This is a genomic window from Pseudomonas sp. TH04 (genome assembly GCF_016651355.1).
Classification (GTDB): domain Bacteria; phylum Pseudomonadota; class Gammaproteobacteria; order Pseudomonadales; family Pseudomonadaceae; genus Aquipseudomonas; species Aquipseudomonas fluorescens.
In genome coordinates this window covers 1,013,736-1,029,355 of sequence record NZ_JAEKEA010000001.1, presented here as the reverse complement: position 1 = coordinate 1,029,355, position 15,620 = coordinate 1,013,736, and the positions used below count along the sequence as shown (strand labels likewise).

Annotated in this window: 13 protein-coding genes and 2 pseudogenes; 8 read left to right on the top strand and 7 right to left on the bottom strand. The window is 61.3% G+C overall.

What is annotated here, in order from left to right; translation table 11 throughout:
* Positions 1 to 171: 171 nt before the first annotated feature.
* Complete coding sequence (locus JFT85_RS04540; RefSeq protein ID WP_201229328.1) at positions 172 to 1,416, bottom strand: methionine gamma-lyase; 1,245 nt, start codon at positions 1,414 to 1,416, stop codon at positions 172 to 174.
* 123 nt (positions 1,417 to 1,539) lie between these two features.
* Here JFT85_RS04540 and JFT85_RS04535 point away from each other — a divergent pair, with 123 nt between their 5' ends.
* Positions 1,540 to 2,010 carry an Lrp/AsnC family transcriptional regulator gene (locus JFT85_RS04535; protein ID WP_053256484.1) on the top strand — a complete coding sequence of 157 codons (471 nt, stop codon included), beginning with the start codon at positions 1,540 to 1,542 and terminating at the stop codon, positions 2,008 to 2,010.
* Between the two features lie 78 nt (positions 2,011 to 2,088).
* Here JFT85_RS04535 and JFT85_RS04530 read toward each other — a convergent pair whose 3' ends face one another.
* A complete protein-coding gene (locus JFT85_RS04530) occupies positions 2,089 to 2,859 on the bottom strand; it encodes an AraC family transcriptional regulator (RefSeq protein WP_053256483.1) in 771 nt (256 codons plus the stop codon).
* 98 nt (positions 2,860 to 2,957) lie between these two features.
* Here JFT85_RS04530 and JFT85_RS04525 point away from each other — a divergent pair, with 98 nt between their 5' ends.
* Positions 2,958 to 4,088 (top strand): MFS transporter, encoded by a 1,131-nt coding sequence (locus tag JFT85_RS04525; RefSeq protein WP_053256482.1) that lies wholly within the window; start codon positions 2,958 to 2,960, stop codon positions 4,086 to 4,088.
* On the opposite strand, the gene JFT85_RS04520 is transcribed toward JFT85_RS04525, so the two are convergent.
* Together JFT85_RS04520 and JFT85_RS04515 are read right to left on the bottom strand one after the other, a co-directional pair.
* Entirely contained in the window at positions 4,078 to 6,219 is a 2,142-nt protein-coding gene (locus tag JFT85_RS04520; protein WP_201229326.1) for a TonB-dependent siderophore receptor, read from the bottom strand. The genes JFT85_RS04525 and JFT85_RS04520 overlap by 11 nt on opposite strands.
* Positions 6,220 to 6,324: 105 nt before the next feature.
* Positions 6,325 to 7,221 carry a helix-turn-helix domain-containing protein gene (locus tag JFT85_RS04515; RefSeq protein ID WP_201229325.1) on the bottom strand — a complete coding sequence of 299 codons (897 nt, stop codon included), beginning with the start codon at positions 7,219 to 7,221 and terminating at the stop codon, positions 6,325 to 6,327.
* Positions 7,222 to 7,359: 138 nt separating this feature from the next.
* Between JFT85_RS04515 and JFT85_RS04510 the strand changes: the two genes are divergently transcribed.
* Genes JFT85_RS04510 through JFT85_RS04500 form a run of 3 tightly spaced genes read left to right on the top strand, consistent with a single transcriptional unit; the run spans position 7,360 to position 11,121 of the window.
* On the top strand, positions 7,360 to 8,718 hold the full coding sequence (locus tag JFT85_RS04510; protein WP_053256479.1) for a glutamine synthetase family protein: 1,359 nt from the start codon (positions 7,360 to 7,362) through the stop codon (positions 8,716 to 8,718).
* 22 nt (positions 8,719 to 8,740) lie between these two features.
* The gene (locus JFT85_RS04505) at positions 8,741 to 9,829 is read left to right on the top strand and encodes a polyamine ABC transporter substrate-binding protein (protein WP_201229324.1); all 1,089 of its coding nucleotides are present in this window, start codon (positions 8,741 to 8,743) and stop codon (positions 9,827 to 9,829) included.
* Positions 9,826 to 11,121: an NAD(P)/FAD-dependent oxidoreductase gene (locus tag JFT85_RS04500; RefSeq protein WP_201229323.1), complete on the top strand. Its 1,296-nt coding sequence runs from the start codon at positions 9,826 to 9,828 to the stop codon at positions 11,119 to 11,121. The genes JFT85_RS04505 and JFT85_RS04500 overlap by 4 nt, the downstream gene beginning before the upstream one ends.
* A 113-nt stretch (positions 11,122 to 11,234) precedes the next feature.
* Here the strand turns inward: JFT85_RS04500 and JFT85_RS04495 are convergent.
* Positions 11,235 to 11,761, bottom strand: a pseudogene (locus JFT85_RS04495) (LysR family transcriptional regulator); the annotation flags it as partial.
* Between JFT85_RS04495 and JFT85_RS04490 the strand changes: the two are divergent.
* The 3 genes and pseudogenes from JFT85_RS04490 to JFT85_RS04480 form a co-directional block, all read left to right on the top strand.
* A pseudogene (locus JFT85_RS04490) lies at positions 11,739 to 11,996 on the top strand (aldo/keto reductase); the annotation flags it as partial. The pseudogenes JFT85_RS04495 and JFT85_RS04490 sit on opposite strands and share 23 nt — an antisense overlap.
* Positions 11,997 to 12,011: 15 nt before the next feature.
* Positions 12,012 to 12,809 (top strand): SDR family NAD(P)-dependent oxidoreductase, encoded by a 798-nt coding sequence (locus tag JFT85_RS04485; RefSeq protein WP_053256474.1) that lies wholly within the window; start codon positions 12,012 to 12,014, stop codon positions 12,807 to 12,809.
* 27 nt (positions 12,810 to 12,836) lie between these two features.
* On the top strand, positions 12,837 to 13,253 hold the full coding sequence (locus JFT85_RS04480; protein ID WP_053256473.1) for an SRPBCC family protein: 417 nt from the start codon (positions 12,837 to 12,839) through the stop codon (positions 13,251 to 13,253).
* A gap of 132 nt (positions 13,254 to 13,385) precedes the next feature.
* On the opposite strand, the gene JFT85_RS04475 is transcribed toward JFT85_RS04480, so the two are convergent.
* Both JFT85_RS04475 and JFT85_RS04470 read right to left on the bottom strand, forming a co-directional pair.
* Positions 13,386 to 14,777, bottom strand: a complete 1,392-nt coding sequence (locus tag JFT85_RS04475; protein ID WP_053256472.1) for a sensor histidine kinase — start codon at positions 14,775 to 14,777, stop codon at positions 13,386 to 13,388.
* Complete coding sequence (locus JFT85_RS04470; protein ID WP_003219726.1) at positions 14,755 to 15,438, bottom strand: response regulator transcription factor; 684 nt, start codon at positions 15,436 to 15,438, stop codon at positions 14,755 to 14,757. Before JFT85_RS04470 ends, JFT85_RS04475 begins: the two co-directional genes overlap by 23 nt.
* Between the last annotated feature and the right edge of the window lie 182 nt (positions 15,439 to 15,620).

Here is a 15,620-nt window from a genome sequence, read left to right as displayed (position 1 = left end):
TAACCAGGCTGAATAACCTACAGTGATAACGCGCCCGCCGATCACCTATGCTAGTACAGCCTGACAAAAGGATGGGGATCCAATCTGCAAAAAATCAGATTAAAAACGCATAACGGCGGTCAGACCAGTCCGACCACCGTTTGTGAGAAAGGCTTACATCAAACCCAGGCCTTATTTCATGGCGTGCTCGTCGCTCAAAGCCCGACGTGGCGCAGTGCGGCTGCATTTGGCCAGCGCCTGATGGATGTCTGCCAGCAGGTCGGCGACGTCCTCAAGCCCGACCGACAACCGCACCAGCCCCTCGCTGATATCGTGTTGCGCACGTTCTTCCGGGGTGTAGGTGGAATGGGTCATGCTGGCGGGGTGCTGGGCCAGCGACTCGGCGTCGCCCAGGCTGACTGCGCGGGTGAATAACCTGAGGGCATTCATGAAGCGCCGACCGGTCTCGATGCCGCCCTTGAGTTCAAAGGCAATCATGCCGCCGGACTGTTTCATCTGGCGTGCCGCCAATTCGTATTGCGCGAAAGAGCGCAGCCCGGGATAGGTCACCCACTGCACGGCCGGGTGCGCCTGCAAGGCTTCGGCCACCGCCTGGGCGTTGCTGCAATGGCGGTCCATGCGCAGGGCCAGCGTCTTGAGGCCGCGCATCAACAGTGACGCGTCCTGCGGCGACATCACTGCGCCGGTCAGGTCTTTGAGCCCTTGCAGGCGGATGCGTTGCGCCAGGGCCTGATTGCTCACGGCGATACCGGCGGTGATATCACCGTGGCCGCTGAGGTATTTGGTGGCCGAGTGCACCACCACGTCGGCCCCCAGTTCCAGGGGGCGTTGCAGGTAAGGCGTGCAGTAAGTGTTGTCGACCACCACGGTGATGTTGGGCTGCTGATGCGCCAGTGCGGCCACGGCGGTAATATCCACCAATCGCAGGTTGGGGTTGGCCGGGGTCTCGCAGTAGATCATCCGGGTGGCGGGGGTGAGTGCCGCGCGCAGGGCGGCCAGGTCGGTGAGGTCGACATGGCGCACCTTGATACCGAATTCACCGATGCCGTGGTGCAGCAGGGCGAAGGTGCAGCCATAGAGGGTCTGGCTGACGATCACTTCATCGCCTGGGCGCAGCAGGGTCCAGAACGTCGCAGCAATCGCGCCCATGCCGGAACTGAACGCCACGGCCGCCTCACCGTTTTCCAGGGTCGCCATGCGCGACTCCAGCAGGGCCAGGGTCGGGTTGGAAATCCGCGTATAGAAATGCCCGCTGGCTTCACCGGCAAAGCAGGCAGCGCCGTATTCGACCGTGGGAAAAGCGAACGTGGCGGACAGGTAGATCGGCGGCACGAGTGCGCCGTGATGGTCCTTGGGGTCATAACCGTGGTGGATGGCGCGGGTGGAAAAGCCGAATGTGTTGTGTTTATTGTTCATGTCGGACGCTCCTTATTTCCTACAATGCTATGCTCATAACCACAGATGAACGTTGCAAGATTTGCACGCAAATCCCGGTTTAAGGGATGAAATACCCCTAAAAATAATGAATAGAGGCAAGCTATGCCCATCAGCCTGGATCGCACCGACAAAGCGCTCTTGAACGCCCTGCAAGGCAATGCCCGCTTGACCGTGGCCGAGTTGGCCGAGCGTGTTGCCTTGACCACGTCGCCGTGCTGGCGACGGGTGCGCAATCTGGAGGAGAGCGGGGTGATCAGCGGCTATCAGGCGATCCTCTCGCCCAAGGCGCTGGGGTATGGCGTGACGGCCTTTGTCAGCATCATGATGGAGAGCCACACCCAGGAAATCGCTCGCGCGTTTGAGCAACGATTGCTGGAGATTCCCGAGATCGTGGCGTGCCACAACGTGTCGGGGCGCTATGACTTTTTACTTGAGGTAGTGGCCAAGGATCTGGAGTCGTTTGGCGAGTTTGCGCGGGAGGTGTTGCAGACCTTGCCGTGCGTCAAAGAGATCTATTCGAGCTTTTCCTACAAGTCGGTGCGGCGGTTGCGGGTGATACCTTTGCCTGGGTGACCGCGTACATATCCCCGGTCTGCCAGCCCCCGCGCCGCCGACAAAGACTGCATCGCGCCAACCGCCTGAAGTAGCCGTTCAGTGTGTCTTCAAGTACCCGCGTGGCGTGGTGCCGGTCATGCGTTTGAAGAAGGCGATCAACGCGCTGTCACTGGCAAAGCCCAGTTCGAAGGCGCAGTAGCCCACGTTACGTCCCGTGGCGAGCAATTCGATGACTCGCATCAAGCGCCACTGCTGGCGCCATTGCTGATAGCCCAGGCCGGTTTCCCGCAGGAAAATCCGGCCGATGGTCTTGGTGCTGGCGCCAATTTGCTTTTCCAGGTCTTGCAGTGTGGGTGGCAATGTTTCGAGGTCGGCCAGCAAGGGGGCCAGGCGTTTGTCCTGCGGCAATGGCAGGAGCATCGGCTGCTCGGCGGCAGCCTGGATTTCGTCCAGGCACAAGGCCAACAGATGGGCATATCGGCCACTGTGCCAATCGGTCTCGTAGGGGGCCATCGCCATCGGTTCCAGCACCGCGTGCAGCAAGGTGCTGACTTCAATGACCCGTACCTGGTTTGGCAATTGCTCGGCCAATGCCGGGCTCACGTACAACGAACGGTAATCCACTGTTTTATGCATCACCGCGCGATGGGGCACGCCGCAGGGTATCCACGCCGCACGGGAGGGCGGCAGCAGGCACAGTTGGTTGTCCAGGGTGATACGGGTGCACCCTTGTCGAGTGAACAATAGTTGCCCGCGCTGGTGCCGATGCAGGCCGGAGTCATGGTCGCCGAGCAGCGCGGCGATGCCCACAACGGGCGCCGCCAGGCAGTCGGGATCGAAGGATGCATCGGCGGCAAGCCAAGCCATAGGTTGTCCGATTTAATCGATAAGTTGTCGAAGTCAGGATAATAGCCCAGTCGCTCGTCTTTAAACTTCTTGCGTTGTTTTATGCGAGTGAGTTGTTGATGAACCTAAAAAAAATAGGGGTGTTGGCGGTGGTGTTGCTGATGTTTCCGCAACTGGCCCAAACGCTTTACAGCCCGGCCCTGGGTGATATCGGTCGGGCGTTTGCGGTTGGGCCTGAACGGGCAGGGCAGACCCTTTCGGTGTATTTCCTGGCGTTCGCGTTCGGGGTGGTGGTGTGGGGCCGGTTGTGCGATCGCTGGGGGCGTCGACCGGTGATGTTGGCCGGGCTGGCCTTATATATTGGCGCCACAGCGCTGGCCTTGGGTGTAAGCACGTTCAATGCTTTGTTACTGGCCCAGGCCCTGGCCGCGTTTGGCGCGGCAGTAGGCTCGGTGGCGACGCAGACGATCTTGCGCGACCGTTTCCATGGTGCGCAATTGGCCCAAGTGTTTTCCATAATGGGCGTTGCCCTTGCTGCCAGCCCGGCGCTTGGTTTGTTCAGCGGCGCGACCCTGGTGCAGCACTTTGGTTATCGCGGCATGCTCACGGGCTTGTTGCTGCTGGCATTGGCATTATGGGGCTGGTGCGTCTGGGCCCTGCCTGAAACACGTCCAGTGTCATTGCCGACGGCATCGCTGCTCGAGACTCTGAACCTGATGCTCAGGGACGCAGCGATTTGGCGCTCGGTCGGGTTGGTGGCGGCGTTCAATATCGCGTTGTTCGGCTATTACAGCGTGGGCCCGTTTATCTTTTCACAACTGGGGTTGTCCGCCGCTGAGTTTGGTTACAGCGGCGTGCTGCTGGCGCTGGGGTCTGGGCTCGGGGCCTGGCTGAACAAGCGGTTGCTCAACCGTGGCATGAACGGTGATCAGTTGGTACTGACCGCCGCCGGATTAGCGGTGTTGGGTGGCTTGCTGGTCTTGCTGCTGCAAGACAGCTGGTTGTTCGTAGGGCCGATGTTGCTTGTGGTGCTGGCATTCGGCATGGCGATTCCTAATGTGCTCGGGGCCGCGCTTGTACGTTATGCCGACCGCCTTGGCAGCGCCGCCGCGGTATTCGGCTTGCTGTATTACCTGGTCATCGGCGCGGGACTGACCCTGGTGGCCTGGGCCCAGAACCTTGGCTGGAGTCTGTTGATCTGCGGCGTGGCGGCGCTGTGGATGGCAACGCCGCGGGTGTTCAGAAGTTGACCGAAGCACTCAGCCGCGCCGTCAACGGTGCGCCCTGGAACAGATAGTCATCGCCCATGTACTCGCCTGCATCGCGCCAATAGCGCTTGTCGAACAGGTTGTCGACGCTCAGGCGAAACACCGTTTCATAACCGTCGATTTTAGTGGTGTAACGGCTGCCGACATTGACCACTGCGTAATCGCCGACCTCCACATTGCCGCTGCGGTTGGCGTATTTCCTGGCGCTGTATTGCACGCCGCCGAGCAGCGCTAAACCATTCATCCATGGCAACGCGTAGTCGGCGTACACACTGGCGCGCAGTGTGGGCACATTGATCGCCTGGTGACCTTCATAATCTGGCGTGCCACTGTTGTTCACCCGCGCGCGAATCGCCGCCACGCTGGTTGCGATTTGCAGGCGGTCGGTGGCCCAGCCGTTGGCGGACAGTTCCAGGCCAGTGTTTTTTTGTTCGCCTTGTTGCACGTAGGTGAAGGTGTCGCCTGCGGGCCTGGCGTACTGATAAGCCTGGCGCGTCTGGAATACGGCGGCGGCGAAGCTGATGCGGCGCCAGTCATATTTAACACCGGCTTCGATTTGCCGCGAGACAGTCGGTGCCAGGGTGACCCCGCTGTTAGTGGCGAACCACGGCGCAGTGCCGCCCAGCGAAAGCCCCTTGCTGTAGCGGGTGTACAGCGAGATATTTTCCACGGGTGTGTAGATTAACGAGGCTTGAGGCAGGAACACGTATTGCTGGGTGTGGCGTGATACGTTGCCATTCTCATCGAAAGCTTTTTCATCCAGGCGCACTTCGCGACCGCCGAGGATGGTCTGCCATTGCTCGTTGAAACGGATGCGGTCGGTGACGAACAGCCCGTATTGGCGGCTGTCGAGGTTGCGGTGGCTGTCGTTCAGGGGTTTATCGGTAGGCGTGAAGGTGGGCGCATCCTCATAGATATTGCCGCTGCCGATCCACTCATTGACTGACTTACGTTTGTCGATCACCCGGCGAAACGCACTGGTGCCGAAGGTCAACTCATGGCCCAGGCCTGCAGTGTCGAACAGCCCGGTCATGGCCGCCTGGACTTCATCGTCGCGGCGGGTGTCATCGGGGCTGCGGTAGTCGTAGATGTCGTAGTTGCCTTCGGGGCTGAAGTAATTGCCGACGCCCTGAGTGTCGCCACCCCAGGCAAACGAACTGTAGTCATCAATTACCACCTTGCTGCGCGCCGCGCTCACACTGCCTTTCCACTGGTCGCTGAAGCGGTACTCAAACTTGCCGTTGAGGTTCAACGCGTCGATACCGACCGGGTGGGAACCACTCTGGTGCCCCAACAGTTTTTTTGGCGAGGCGTCATGCGGCACCTGCGTGCCGCCCAACAGTTGATAACCCGGCACCGAGCGCTGTTGCTTGGTCTGGTATTCCGCATCCAGTTGCAGCAGCGCGTCGGGGCTGATGTTCCAGTCGAAGGCCAGGGACACAAAATCGCGCTGGCCATTGGCATGTTCCACATAGGCGTTGAGGTCTTCATGGGCGACGTTGGCGCGCAGGCCGAACTGCTGCTCGCTGCCAAACCAGCCGCCGACATCGGTGGCGATATAGCCACTGCCACGGTCATCGGTGGCCACCGTCACCGAACGTACATCCTCCGGGCGTTTGGTCACGTAGTTGATCACGCCGCTGGGTTCGGAAATCCCGCTTTGCAGACCGGCCAGGCCCTTGAGCACTTCCACCTGCTGCTTGTTTTCCAGGGCGACGTTCTGTTCGCCGGTGATGGTGCGCCCGTTGATCTTGTAGCTGCTCGCGGCATTCAGCGAGAAGCCGCGCACTACAAAGTTTTCGTAGTAGCCGATGGGCGCATAGCTGTCGCCCACCGAGGCATCGTTGCGCAGCACTTCACTGAGCAGGCGCGCTTGTTGGTCCTTGATCAGCGCGGCGTTAATCACCGTGATCGATGCCGGCGTGTCCAGCAGCGGGGCCTCATTGAAGCCGCCGACCGAAGCGGTGTCCGTGCGGTAGCCGGATTCTTCCTGGCCCTGGACCTGTACCGCCGGCAGTTCTATGTCAGCCGCCGGGCTGCTACCGATACCGCCACTGAGCAGCAAACCAAGGGCAAAACGTGACGTGACGACGGGGCGAAAACGCAAAACCATGGGGGCAGGGCCTTAAAGCGCAGGGCAGGGGGGCGCATAAGCTAGGGGTATGTGTGAGGTTTTACAAGATGCAAAGCGCCGGCTCGGCCACCGGTTGACGGTGTTTCAAGCGTGGCGCTTGAGGGTCTCGCTGGGCAGTTCCTTGAACAACGCCCGATAGCTGTTGGAAAACCGCCCCAAATGCCAGAACGACCAGTTCATCGCCACTTCGGCCACGGTGGTGTCGGTGGCGTTGAGCAGTTCGCGGCGGGCGCCGTTCAAACGCCGCAAGCGCAACCACTGCGCCGGGCTCATGCCGGTGTAGGTCTTGAACCCTTGCTGCAAGTGACGCAGCGGCACGCCGGCAATCTGCGCCAGTTCGAGCAAGTTGACGGTTTCGTCCGGTGCATCCGCCGCCCACTCGCCGATGCGCGCCATCAACTGGCGTTCTGCACTGCGACGCTGTAACGAGCTACGGTCCAGGCACACGCACGCGTTGTCGAGAATGAACAGGCAATCGTCGAGTAACTGTTGGGTGAGGGTGTCGCGGCTGATCGGGTCGAGCGTGGCGGACAACCGTGTCAGTGTGCCGCTGAGCCAGCGCGTGAACAGCGCGTTTTGCTGGCACGTCAGCGGTGCCATGAACAACCCTTCCAGTTTTGCCACGTCGAGCCCATGGCGCTGGACGAACTGCGGGCCGAACACGACGGCCACTTCACGGTAATTTTCCGGGGTGATCCAGGTGTTGCGGCTTTCGCCATTGAGCATGTACAGCGCGTTGTCGCTGCCATCGAAACAGAACGCCAGCGCGCCCGGCGGGGCGTTGAAGTGCTGTTCCACGCGCGTGTTCATGCACTCTTCGTACACCTGCACGCCTTGCAGGTCGAGGTAGCGGATATGCCCGGCAAAATGCCCCGGGGACATCTGCTGGTACTGCTGCACCCAACCGGGTGTCGCACTGCATTGAGCGGCCACATCACCGGTGGTGAAGGCCTGTACGCGCAAAGCTGTTGCCTGTGTCATGGGTAACCTGGGCGCACTCTATTGGTGCGTTATGGTTCGTGCAAAGTGGATAGATGCCGACGTGCGGCGGCATCAAGATAGACCTCAATGCGCCGAGAGTACAAGCCGACGCCGCATCCAACCCATGACGAGGTCCTTATGAACGCCCCCTTCGATCAGCTGTCCGCCTGGCTGAAAGAACACAAGATTACCGAAGTCGAATGCGTGATCAGTGATTTGACTGGCATCGCACGCGGCAAGATTGCGCCCACCAACAAGTTCCTGCATGAGCGAGGCATGCGCCTGCCGGAAAGTGTGTTGCTGCAAACGGTGACCGGGGACTTTGTCGACGACGATATCTACTACGACCTGCTCGACCCGGCCGACATCGACATGATCTGCCGCCCGGTGTCCAACGCCACGTACGTGGTGCCATGGGCCATCGAGCCTACGGCCATCGTGATCCACGACACCTTCGACAAGCAGGGCAATCCCATCGAGCTGTCGCCGCGCAATGTGCTGAAAAAAGTCCTGCAGCTTTATACCGACCAAGGCTGGCAGCCGATTGTCGCGCCGGAAATGGAGTTCTACCTGACCCAGCGCTGCGAAGACCCCGACCTGCCGCTGAAAACCCCGGTGGGCCGTTCCGGCCGCGCGGAAACCGGACGCCAGTCGTTTTCCATCGACGCCGCCAACGAATTCGATCCACTGTTCGAAGACGTCTACGACTGGTGCGAGCTCCAGGGCCTGGACCTCGACACGCTGATCCACGAGGACGGCCCGGCGCAGATGGAAATCAACTTCCGCCACGGTGACGCCCTGGATCTGGCCGACCAGATCACCGTGTTCAAACGCACCCTGCGCGAGGCTGCGCTCAAGCACAACGTGGCGGCCACCTTCATGGCCAAGCCCGTCGCCGACGAACCGGGCAGCGCCATGCACTTGCACCAGAGCGTGGTGGACATTGCCACGGGCAAGCCGGTATTTGTCGACGCCGACGGCAAGATGAGCCAACTGTTTTTGCACCACATCGGCGGCCTGCAAAAGTACATCCCTAAGCTGCTGCCGATGTTCGCTCCCAATGTGAACTCGTTCCGCCGCTTTCTGCCGGACACCTCGGCGCCGGTCAATGTCGAGTGGGGCGAAGAAAACCGCACCGTCGGCCTGCGCGTGCCGACTTCCAGCCCCGACGCGATGCGCGTGGAAAACCGCCTGCCGGGCGCGGATGCCAACCCCTATCTGGCGATTGCCGCCAGCTTGCTGTGTGGTTACCTGGGCATGATCGAACAGATCGAGCCGAGCGCGCCGGTGGAAGGCCGCGCCTATGAACGCCGCAACCTGCGCCTGCCGTTCACCCTCGAAGATGCGCTGGCGCGCATGGAAGATTGCGACACGGTCAAGCAGTACCTGGGCGATAAGTTCGTGCGCGGCTACGTCGCGGTCAAACGCGCCGAGCACGAAAATTTCAAGCGGGTGATCAGTTCCTGGGAGCGTGAGTTCCTGCTGTTGAGCGTCTAAAAAAACTCAAAGGGGTGTCGATATGCGTCTTGTGAAAAAGCTTCTCCCACTGGCACTGGTGGCGGCGTTCAGCAGTGCAAGCCAGGCCGCGCCGACGGTCAGCGTCTACAACTGGACCGATTATATCGGCGAGACCACCCTGGCCGATTTCCAGGCCAAGACCGGGATCAAGGTCATCTATGACGTGTTCGACTCCAACGAAACCCTGGAAGGCAAGCTGCTCGCGGGGCGCACCGGCTACGACGTGGTGGTGCCGTCCAACCACTTTCTGGCGCGCCAGGTGAAAGCCGGCGCGTTCCTCAAGCTGGACCGCTCGCAGTTGCCGAACTTCAAGAACCTCGACCCCAAGTTGCTCAAGCTGCTGGAGAAAAACGATCCGGGCAACGCCCACTCGGTGCCCTACCTGTGGGGCACCAACGGCATCGGCTATAACGTCGACAAGGTCAAGCAGGTGCTCGGCGTAGACCACATCGATTCGTGGGCGGTGCTGTTCGAACCCGAGAACATCAAGAAGCTGCACGAGTGCGGCGTGGCCTTCCTCGATTCGGCGGACGAGCTGTTCCCGGCGATCCTCAACTACATGGGCAAAGACCCGCGCAGCGAGAACCCCGAGGATTACAAACAGGCTGAGGCCAAGCTGTTGACGCTGCGGCCGTACATCACCTATTTCCACTCCTCCAAGTACATTTCGGACTTGGCCAACGGTGATATCTGTGTGGCCTTCGGTTATTCCGGCGACGTTTTTCAGGCCGCCAACCGCGCCAAGGAAGCCAAGAACGGCGTGAATATCGCGTACGCGATTCCCAAGGAAGGCTCCAACCTGTGGTTCGACCTGCTGGCCATTCCCGCCGACGCCGGCAACCCGAAAGAAGCCCACGCCTTTATCAACTACCTGCTCGACCCTGAGGTAATCGCCAAGGTCAGTGCCTCGGTCGGTTATGCCAACGCCAACCCGGCGGCCAAGCCCTTTATGGCGCCGGAACTGGTGAACAACCCTGAGGTGTACCCGTCTCAGGAAGTGCTCGACAAACTCTATATTTCCACCACGCCGACCCCGGCGACCATGCGCCTGATGACCCGCGCCTGGAGCAAAGTGAAGACCAACAAATGAAGCACGCCAGCGACCACGCCCAGTCCTATTACCTGGCTTCGGCCAATGCCATGCCTGAGCGTCCGTCGCTGGGCACCGACCTGAGCGCCGATGTCTGCGTGATCGGCGGTGGTTTCACCGGCGTCAACACCGCCATTGAGCTGGCCCAGCGCGGGCTCTCGGTGATCCTGCTGGAGGCCCGGCGCATTGGCTGGGGCGCCAGCGGACGCAATGGCGGGCAGTTGATTCGCGGTATCGGCCATGATGTGTCGGGGTTTGCCAAATTTGTCGGCGAGGAGGGCGTTCGTTACCTGGAGCGAGCTGGAATTGATTCAGTCGCGCTGGTGGGCGAGCGTATCCGCGAACACGCCATCAATTGCGACCTGCGCTGGGGCTTTTGCGAATTGGCCAATACCCCGGCGCAGTTCGCTGCGTTCAAAGGCGAGCAGGACAGCCTGGCGGCGATGGGGTATGCCCATCAAACCCGTCTGGTCGGCCCGCAGGCGATGTCACAGGTCGTCGGCTCGGCGGCTTATGCCGGTGGCCTGATCGACATGGGCTCCGGGCACTTGCATCCGCTGAACCTGGTGCTGGGCGAGGCGCAGGTGGCCGAGTCCCTCGGGGTGCGGATTTTCGAGCACACCCAGGTGCTGGAGCTGATCCACGGCGACACGGTGCAGGTGCGTTGCGCCGGTGGCACGGTGCGCGCCGCCAGCCTGGTGCTGGCGTGCAATGCACATTTGGACGAGTTGGAGCCGCGCTTGAGCGGCAAAGTCCTGCCGGCGGGCAGTTACATCATCGCCACCGCACCGTTATCCGAGGCGTTGGCCAAGCAATTGATCCCGCAAAACTTTGCGCTGTGCGACCAGAAAGTCGGCCTGGATTACTACCGGCTTTCCGCTGATCGGCGCCTGTTGTTCGGCGGTGCCTGCCATTACTCGGGGCGTGACCCGGCGGACATCGCCGCCTATATGCAACCGAAACTGCTCAAGGTGTTTCCGCAGTTGGCAAACACGCCCATCGAGTTCCAGTGGGGCGGCAAAATTGGCATCACCGCCAACCGTTTTCCTCAGGTCGGGCGGCTCCAGCAATACCCGAATGTGTTCTATGCCCAAGGCTACTCCGGGCATGGGCTCAACGTAACGCATTGGTGCGCGAAGCTTTTAGCCGAAGCCATTCATGCCGGCCACAGCCAGGGCCTGGATATTTTCAGCCAGGTGCCGCACATGACCTTCCCGGGCGGCAAGGCTTTGCGTTCGCCGCTGTTGGCGTTGGGGATGTTGTGGTTCCGGCTGCGCGAGTGGGTCAGCTGACGCGCGGCAGTCTGAATGTGGGAGCGGGCTTGTTCGCGACAGCAGGGTGCCAGGCGCTGCATTCGGTGACTGCTTCAGCGCCTTCGCGAGCAAGCCCGCTCCCACATTTATCGTCAGGCTTCAGGTTCGGTGAGCACCTTGCGGAAGGTTTCGACCAAGGGCCGCAGGTTGATCCGATGCCATGCCGCCCACAGCGGGGTGGTGTAGGTCCGCCGGGGCAATTCACGCAACACCACACCGGGTGGCGCATTGCGGCTCAGGCCTGTTTGCACCAGGGCCACGCCCAATCCCGAGGCTACCAGGCCGAGTGCAGTAAACGGCTCGCTGGCTTCCATGGGGACTTGCGGCGTGAAACCGGCGCGGATGCAGGCGGCGACGAAATCATCGGCCGGGCGTCCCTCAGTACACGCCGGGCATTGGGCAGCACGCCGGCGTGCATGGCGTTTTCGATGTGGCCGATGCACAGGCCACCTTCTTCGCCGCGGCCCAGGCGCTTGCCCAACGATTCCAGGCGATTGGCATGGGTCAGCAGCGCCTTGGTTTCGGCAAGAAAGGTCTGGCCATCGCGGGTCAGCCGAATGTGTTGCTGGCTGCGTTCGAACAGGGTCAGGCCCAAGCGTTCTTCGAGCTGGGCGATCTGCCACACCGTCGAGCAGATCAAGGCGATTGCCCAGGCGTTTGGCGTCAGCGTGAAAGCAGCCGCCCTGCAATTTTGCCTGGCCCACCCGGCAGTGGCCGCGGTGATTCCGGGTGCCAGTCGTCCGGGGCGGATTGCCGAAGACGTCGCCGCGTTGTCAGAGAAGATTCCGGCGGCCTTCTGGCAGGCGCTGCGCGATGCCGGCTTGATCTCGGCCCGTGCGCCGTTGCCACTTTAATTTCAGGAGTCTGATATGAACATCGATGTGAGCGGCAAAGTAGCCATCGTCAGCGGCAGTACCGCAGGCATTGGCCTGGGCATCAGCCAGGCGCTGGCAGCGTCCGGCGCAACCGTGGTGGTGATCGGGCGTGAAGCGGGCAAGGTCGATGCCGCCCTGGCAAGCATTCGCCAGGCGGTCCCGGCGGCTGACCTGCGCGGGTGGGTGGCAGATCTGGGTACGGCGCAGGGTGCCGCGACACTGTTCGCCGCTGAACCGCGCGCCGACATCCTGGTCAACAACCTGGGCATCTTCAACGACGTGGATTTCTTTGAGGCGCCGGACAGCGAGTGGACGCGCTTCTACGAGGTCAATGTGATCGCCGGCGTGCGCCTGGCGCGCCATTATGTGCCGGGTATGGTCGAGCAGGGCTGGGGGCGGGTGATCTTCCTGTCGTCGGAGTCCGGCGTGGCGACACCGGCGGACATGATCAACTACGGCGTGACCAAAAGTGCCAATTTGGCCGTCTCCCACGGCCTGGCCAAACGTCTGGCGGGTACGGGCGTGACCGTCAACGCGGTGCTGCCGGGGCCGACCTTTACCGACGGCCTGGAGCATATGCTCAAGGACGCCACGGCCAAGTCCGGGCGCAGCGCGCGGGACGAGGCGGATGTCTTTGTGCGCAATGCGCGGCCTACCTCGATCATCCAGCGTGCGGCAAATGTGGATGAAGTGGCCAACCTGGTGGCGTACATTGCTTCACCCCTGTCATCGGCGACCACCGGTGCCGCGTTGCGGGTCGACGGTGGTGTTGTCGACAGCATGGCGATCTGACCTGTTATTTTTTCTGGAGTATTTATCGTGGCGACAGCTTCTTCTGTGATTGAAATTCCGGTCTCGGCCGATCAGGTTTGGCAATTGGTGGGTGGCTTTAACGCGCTGCCGGATTGGCTGCCCTTGATCGTCAAGAGTGAGGCGAGTGAAGGCGGGCGTTTGCGCCACCTGGAAACCGCCGATGGCGGTGTGGTGGTCGAGCGTATGCAGAGCTTTGATAACGTGGCGCGCACCTACAGCTACACCATTGAGCAGTCGCCGTTTCCGGTCAGTGCTTACCTGGCGACCCTGCAGGTTGAGGCGTTGACCGAGGCGTCGGCGAAAGTGACCTGGTCCGGTGTGTTCACCCCGGCTGCCGGGACCACGGATGCGCAGGTGGAGGCCTTGTTTGCCGGTGTTTACAGCGGCGGGCTTGAGGCGCTGCGCGCTAACTACCCGGCCTGATCCAACAGGCATCGCAAGTTCCCTGTGGGAGCTGGCTTGCCTGCGATAGCGGAGTGTCAGGCAATGAAAAAGTCGCCTGACAGATTGCCATCGCAGGCAGGCCAGCTCCCACCGGGGTTTGTGGCAGTTGGGTTATTCGGGCATCAGCTGCTGCCGACACTCCAACACCAACCGAGCGCCGCCGCTCTGGCTGCTGCCGACTTCCAGCTTGAACCCGTGCAAGTTGATGATCGCCGCGACAATCGACAAGCCCAGACCAAACCCGCCTTGCTGGTCGCCTTCATCCACGCGATAGAAGCGCTGGAACACCGCATTGCGTTCCGCCGCTGGAATGCCCGGGCCGGTATCGTGTACTTCGATGCGCGTGCTGCCGCTGTCGTTAACCCCGCGCAATATCACTTCACCGCCCGGTGGCGAGAACTTGATCGAGTTGCTCAACAGGTTGGCCAGGGCTTCGAACAGCAACGCGCGGTCGCCGGTGATCCATGGCAGTGACTCGGGCACTTCGAGCCGCAGCTGCAATTCGCCTTCTTCCGCCAGCGGCAGGTAGAAGTCATGCAGCTCGCGCAGCAGCGGCAACGGGTCCATGACCAGGAAGCCTGAGCGGCGCTGGTGGTCTTCCAGCTCCGAGATCCGCAGCAGGCCCCGGAAGCGCGCCATCAGGGTGTCGGTTTCGGCAATCGCATCGTCAAGTTTCACCGCGTAGTCCGAATCTTGCTCAGCCTCTTGTTTGATGCGGTAAAGCTGCGCACGCAAGCGTGTCAGTGGGGTGCGCAGGTCATGGGCGATGTTGTCGCACACGCCCTTGACCTCGTTCATCAGCTTCTCGATACGGTCGAGCATGGCGTTGACGATGGCGGCGAGCATGTCCAGTTCGTCACGCCGGTTCGACAGCGGCAAACGGTGGGTCAGGTCGCCGGCGACGATAGCCTCGGCGCTGGCCTGGATCCCGCGAATGCGGCGCAGCGGACGGCGGCGCAACAAATGCCAGCCGGCCGCACCGGGGATAATCGTCAGCGACAGCGCCCACAGCAGGGCATGCCAGATGATCCGGGTGACGCCGAACAGCGAGCCGTTGGCGCGCACCAGTACCAGCCAACGGCCGTCTTCGGTGTGGGTGGCCACGGCGTCGCAGCTGTCCTTGGGAAGTTTCGGGTCGTCGGAGTCGACGCAATTGGCCAGGGCGTGGATCTTGCCGTCCAACGGCAGGTCCGGTGGCACGGCGCGGATCGGGCCGCTCAATGGGCGAAATTGCTCATCGAACAGGCCATAGGCGTCCACGCCCTTCATGTCGAAGGTCATGCTGGTGGTCAGGGCTTCCACCAGTTCTTCGCCGTCGAAACGCTGAAACAAATGCTGGCGCTGCATCAGCGAATGGCGCGACAAGTCGCTGAGGTACCCTGACACCTCGTAGTACAGCACCCCCATGAGGATGCAACTCCAGGCCACAAACAGCGAACTGTAAAGCGCCAGCAAGCGGCTGCTGGAGGAGCGCCAGCCCTTAGAGGGGTTCAGCAATGACATAACCGGAACCTCGTACCGTGCGGATCAACGGCGTGAGGCCCGGTGGATCGATTTTTTTGCGCAGGCGACCGATGTGCACGTCAATCAGGTTGGTGCCCGGGTCGAAGTGATAACCCCAGACTTCCTCGAAAATCATCATCCGCGAGAGAATCTGCCCGGTGTTGCGCATCAAAAATTCGAGCAGTTTGTATTCGGTCGGCAGCAGGCTCAGCGGTTGCTCGGCGCGGCTGGCTTCGCGGCTGATAAGGTTCAGTTCAAGGTCGGCCACGCGCAAGGCGGTTTCGAATTCCTTGACCGTGCTTTTGCGGCGCAGCAGCACTTCGACGCGGGCGGCCATTTCGTCGGACGCGAACGGTTTGGTCAGGTAGTCATCTCCGCCGGCACGCAAACCCCGCACACGTTCGTCGACATCGGAGAGGGCGCTGATCATCAGGATCGGCGTCGACACCCCGATGGTGCGCAGGGTCGTGACGATGGCCAGGCCATCCAGCTCCGGCAGCATTCGGTCGAGGGTGATCAGATCGTAATCACCACTCACAGCACGGACCAGGCCTTCACGGCCGTTGTCCACCCAATCCACGTCCAGTCCATGGCTACTCAGCTCGGCGACGATCTCGCGGGCCGTTACGGCGTCATCCTCGATGGTCAAAATACGGGTCATAGGATTACCTGGTGAGCGATTCACACTAGAAGTGGGGCTATTTTGCCAAGAACCAGCTGAATGTTTCCTAAATTAAACTTCATGTTGGCAAAACCACCACACATTTAATCGCTGAGCCACTGCGGTGCGGGGGTTGGCTTGCCGGCAATGGCGGTGGGCCGGCAACCGTTTTGTCATTCATA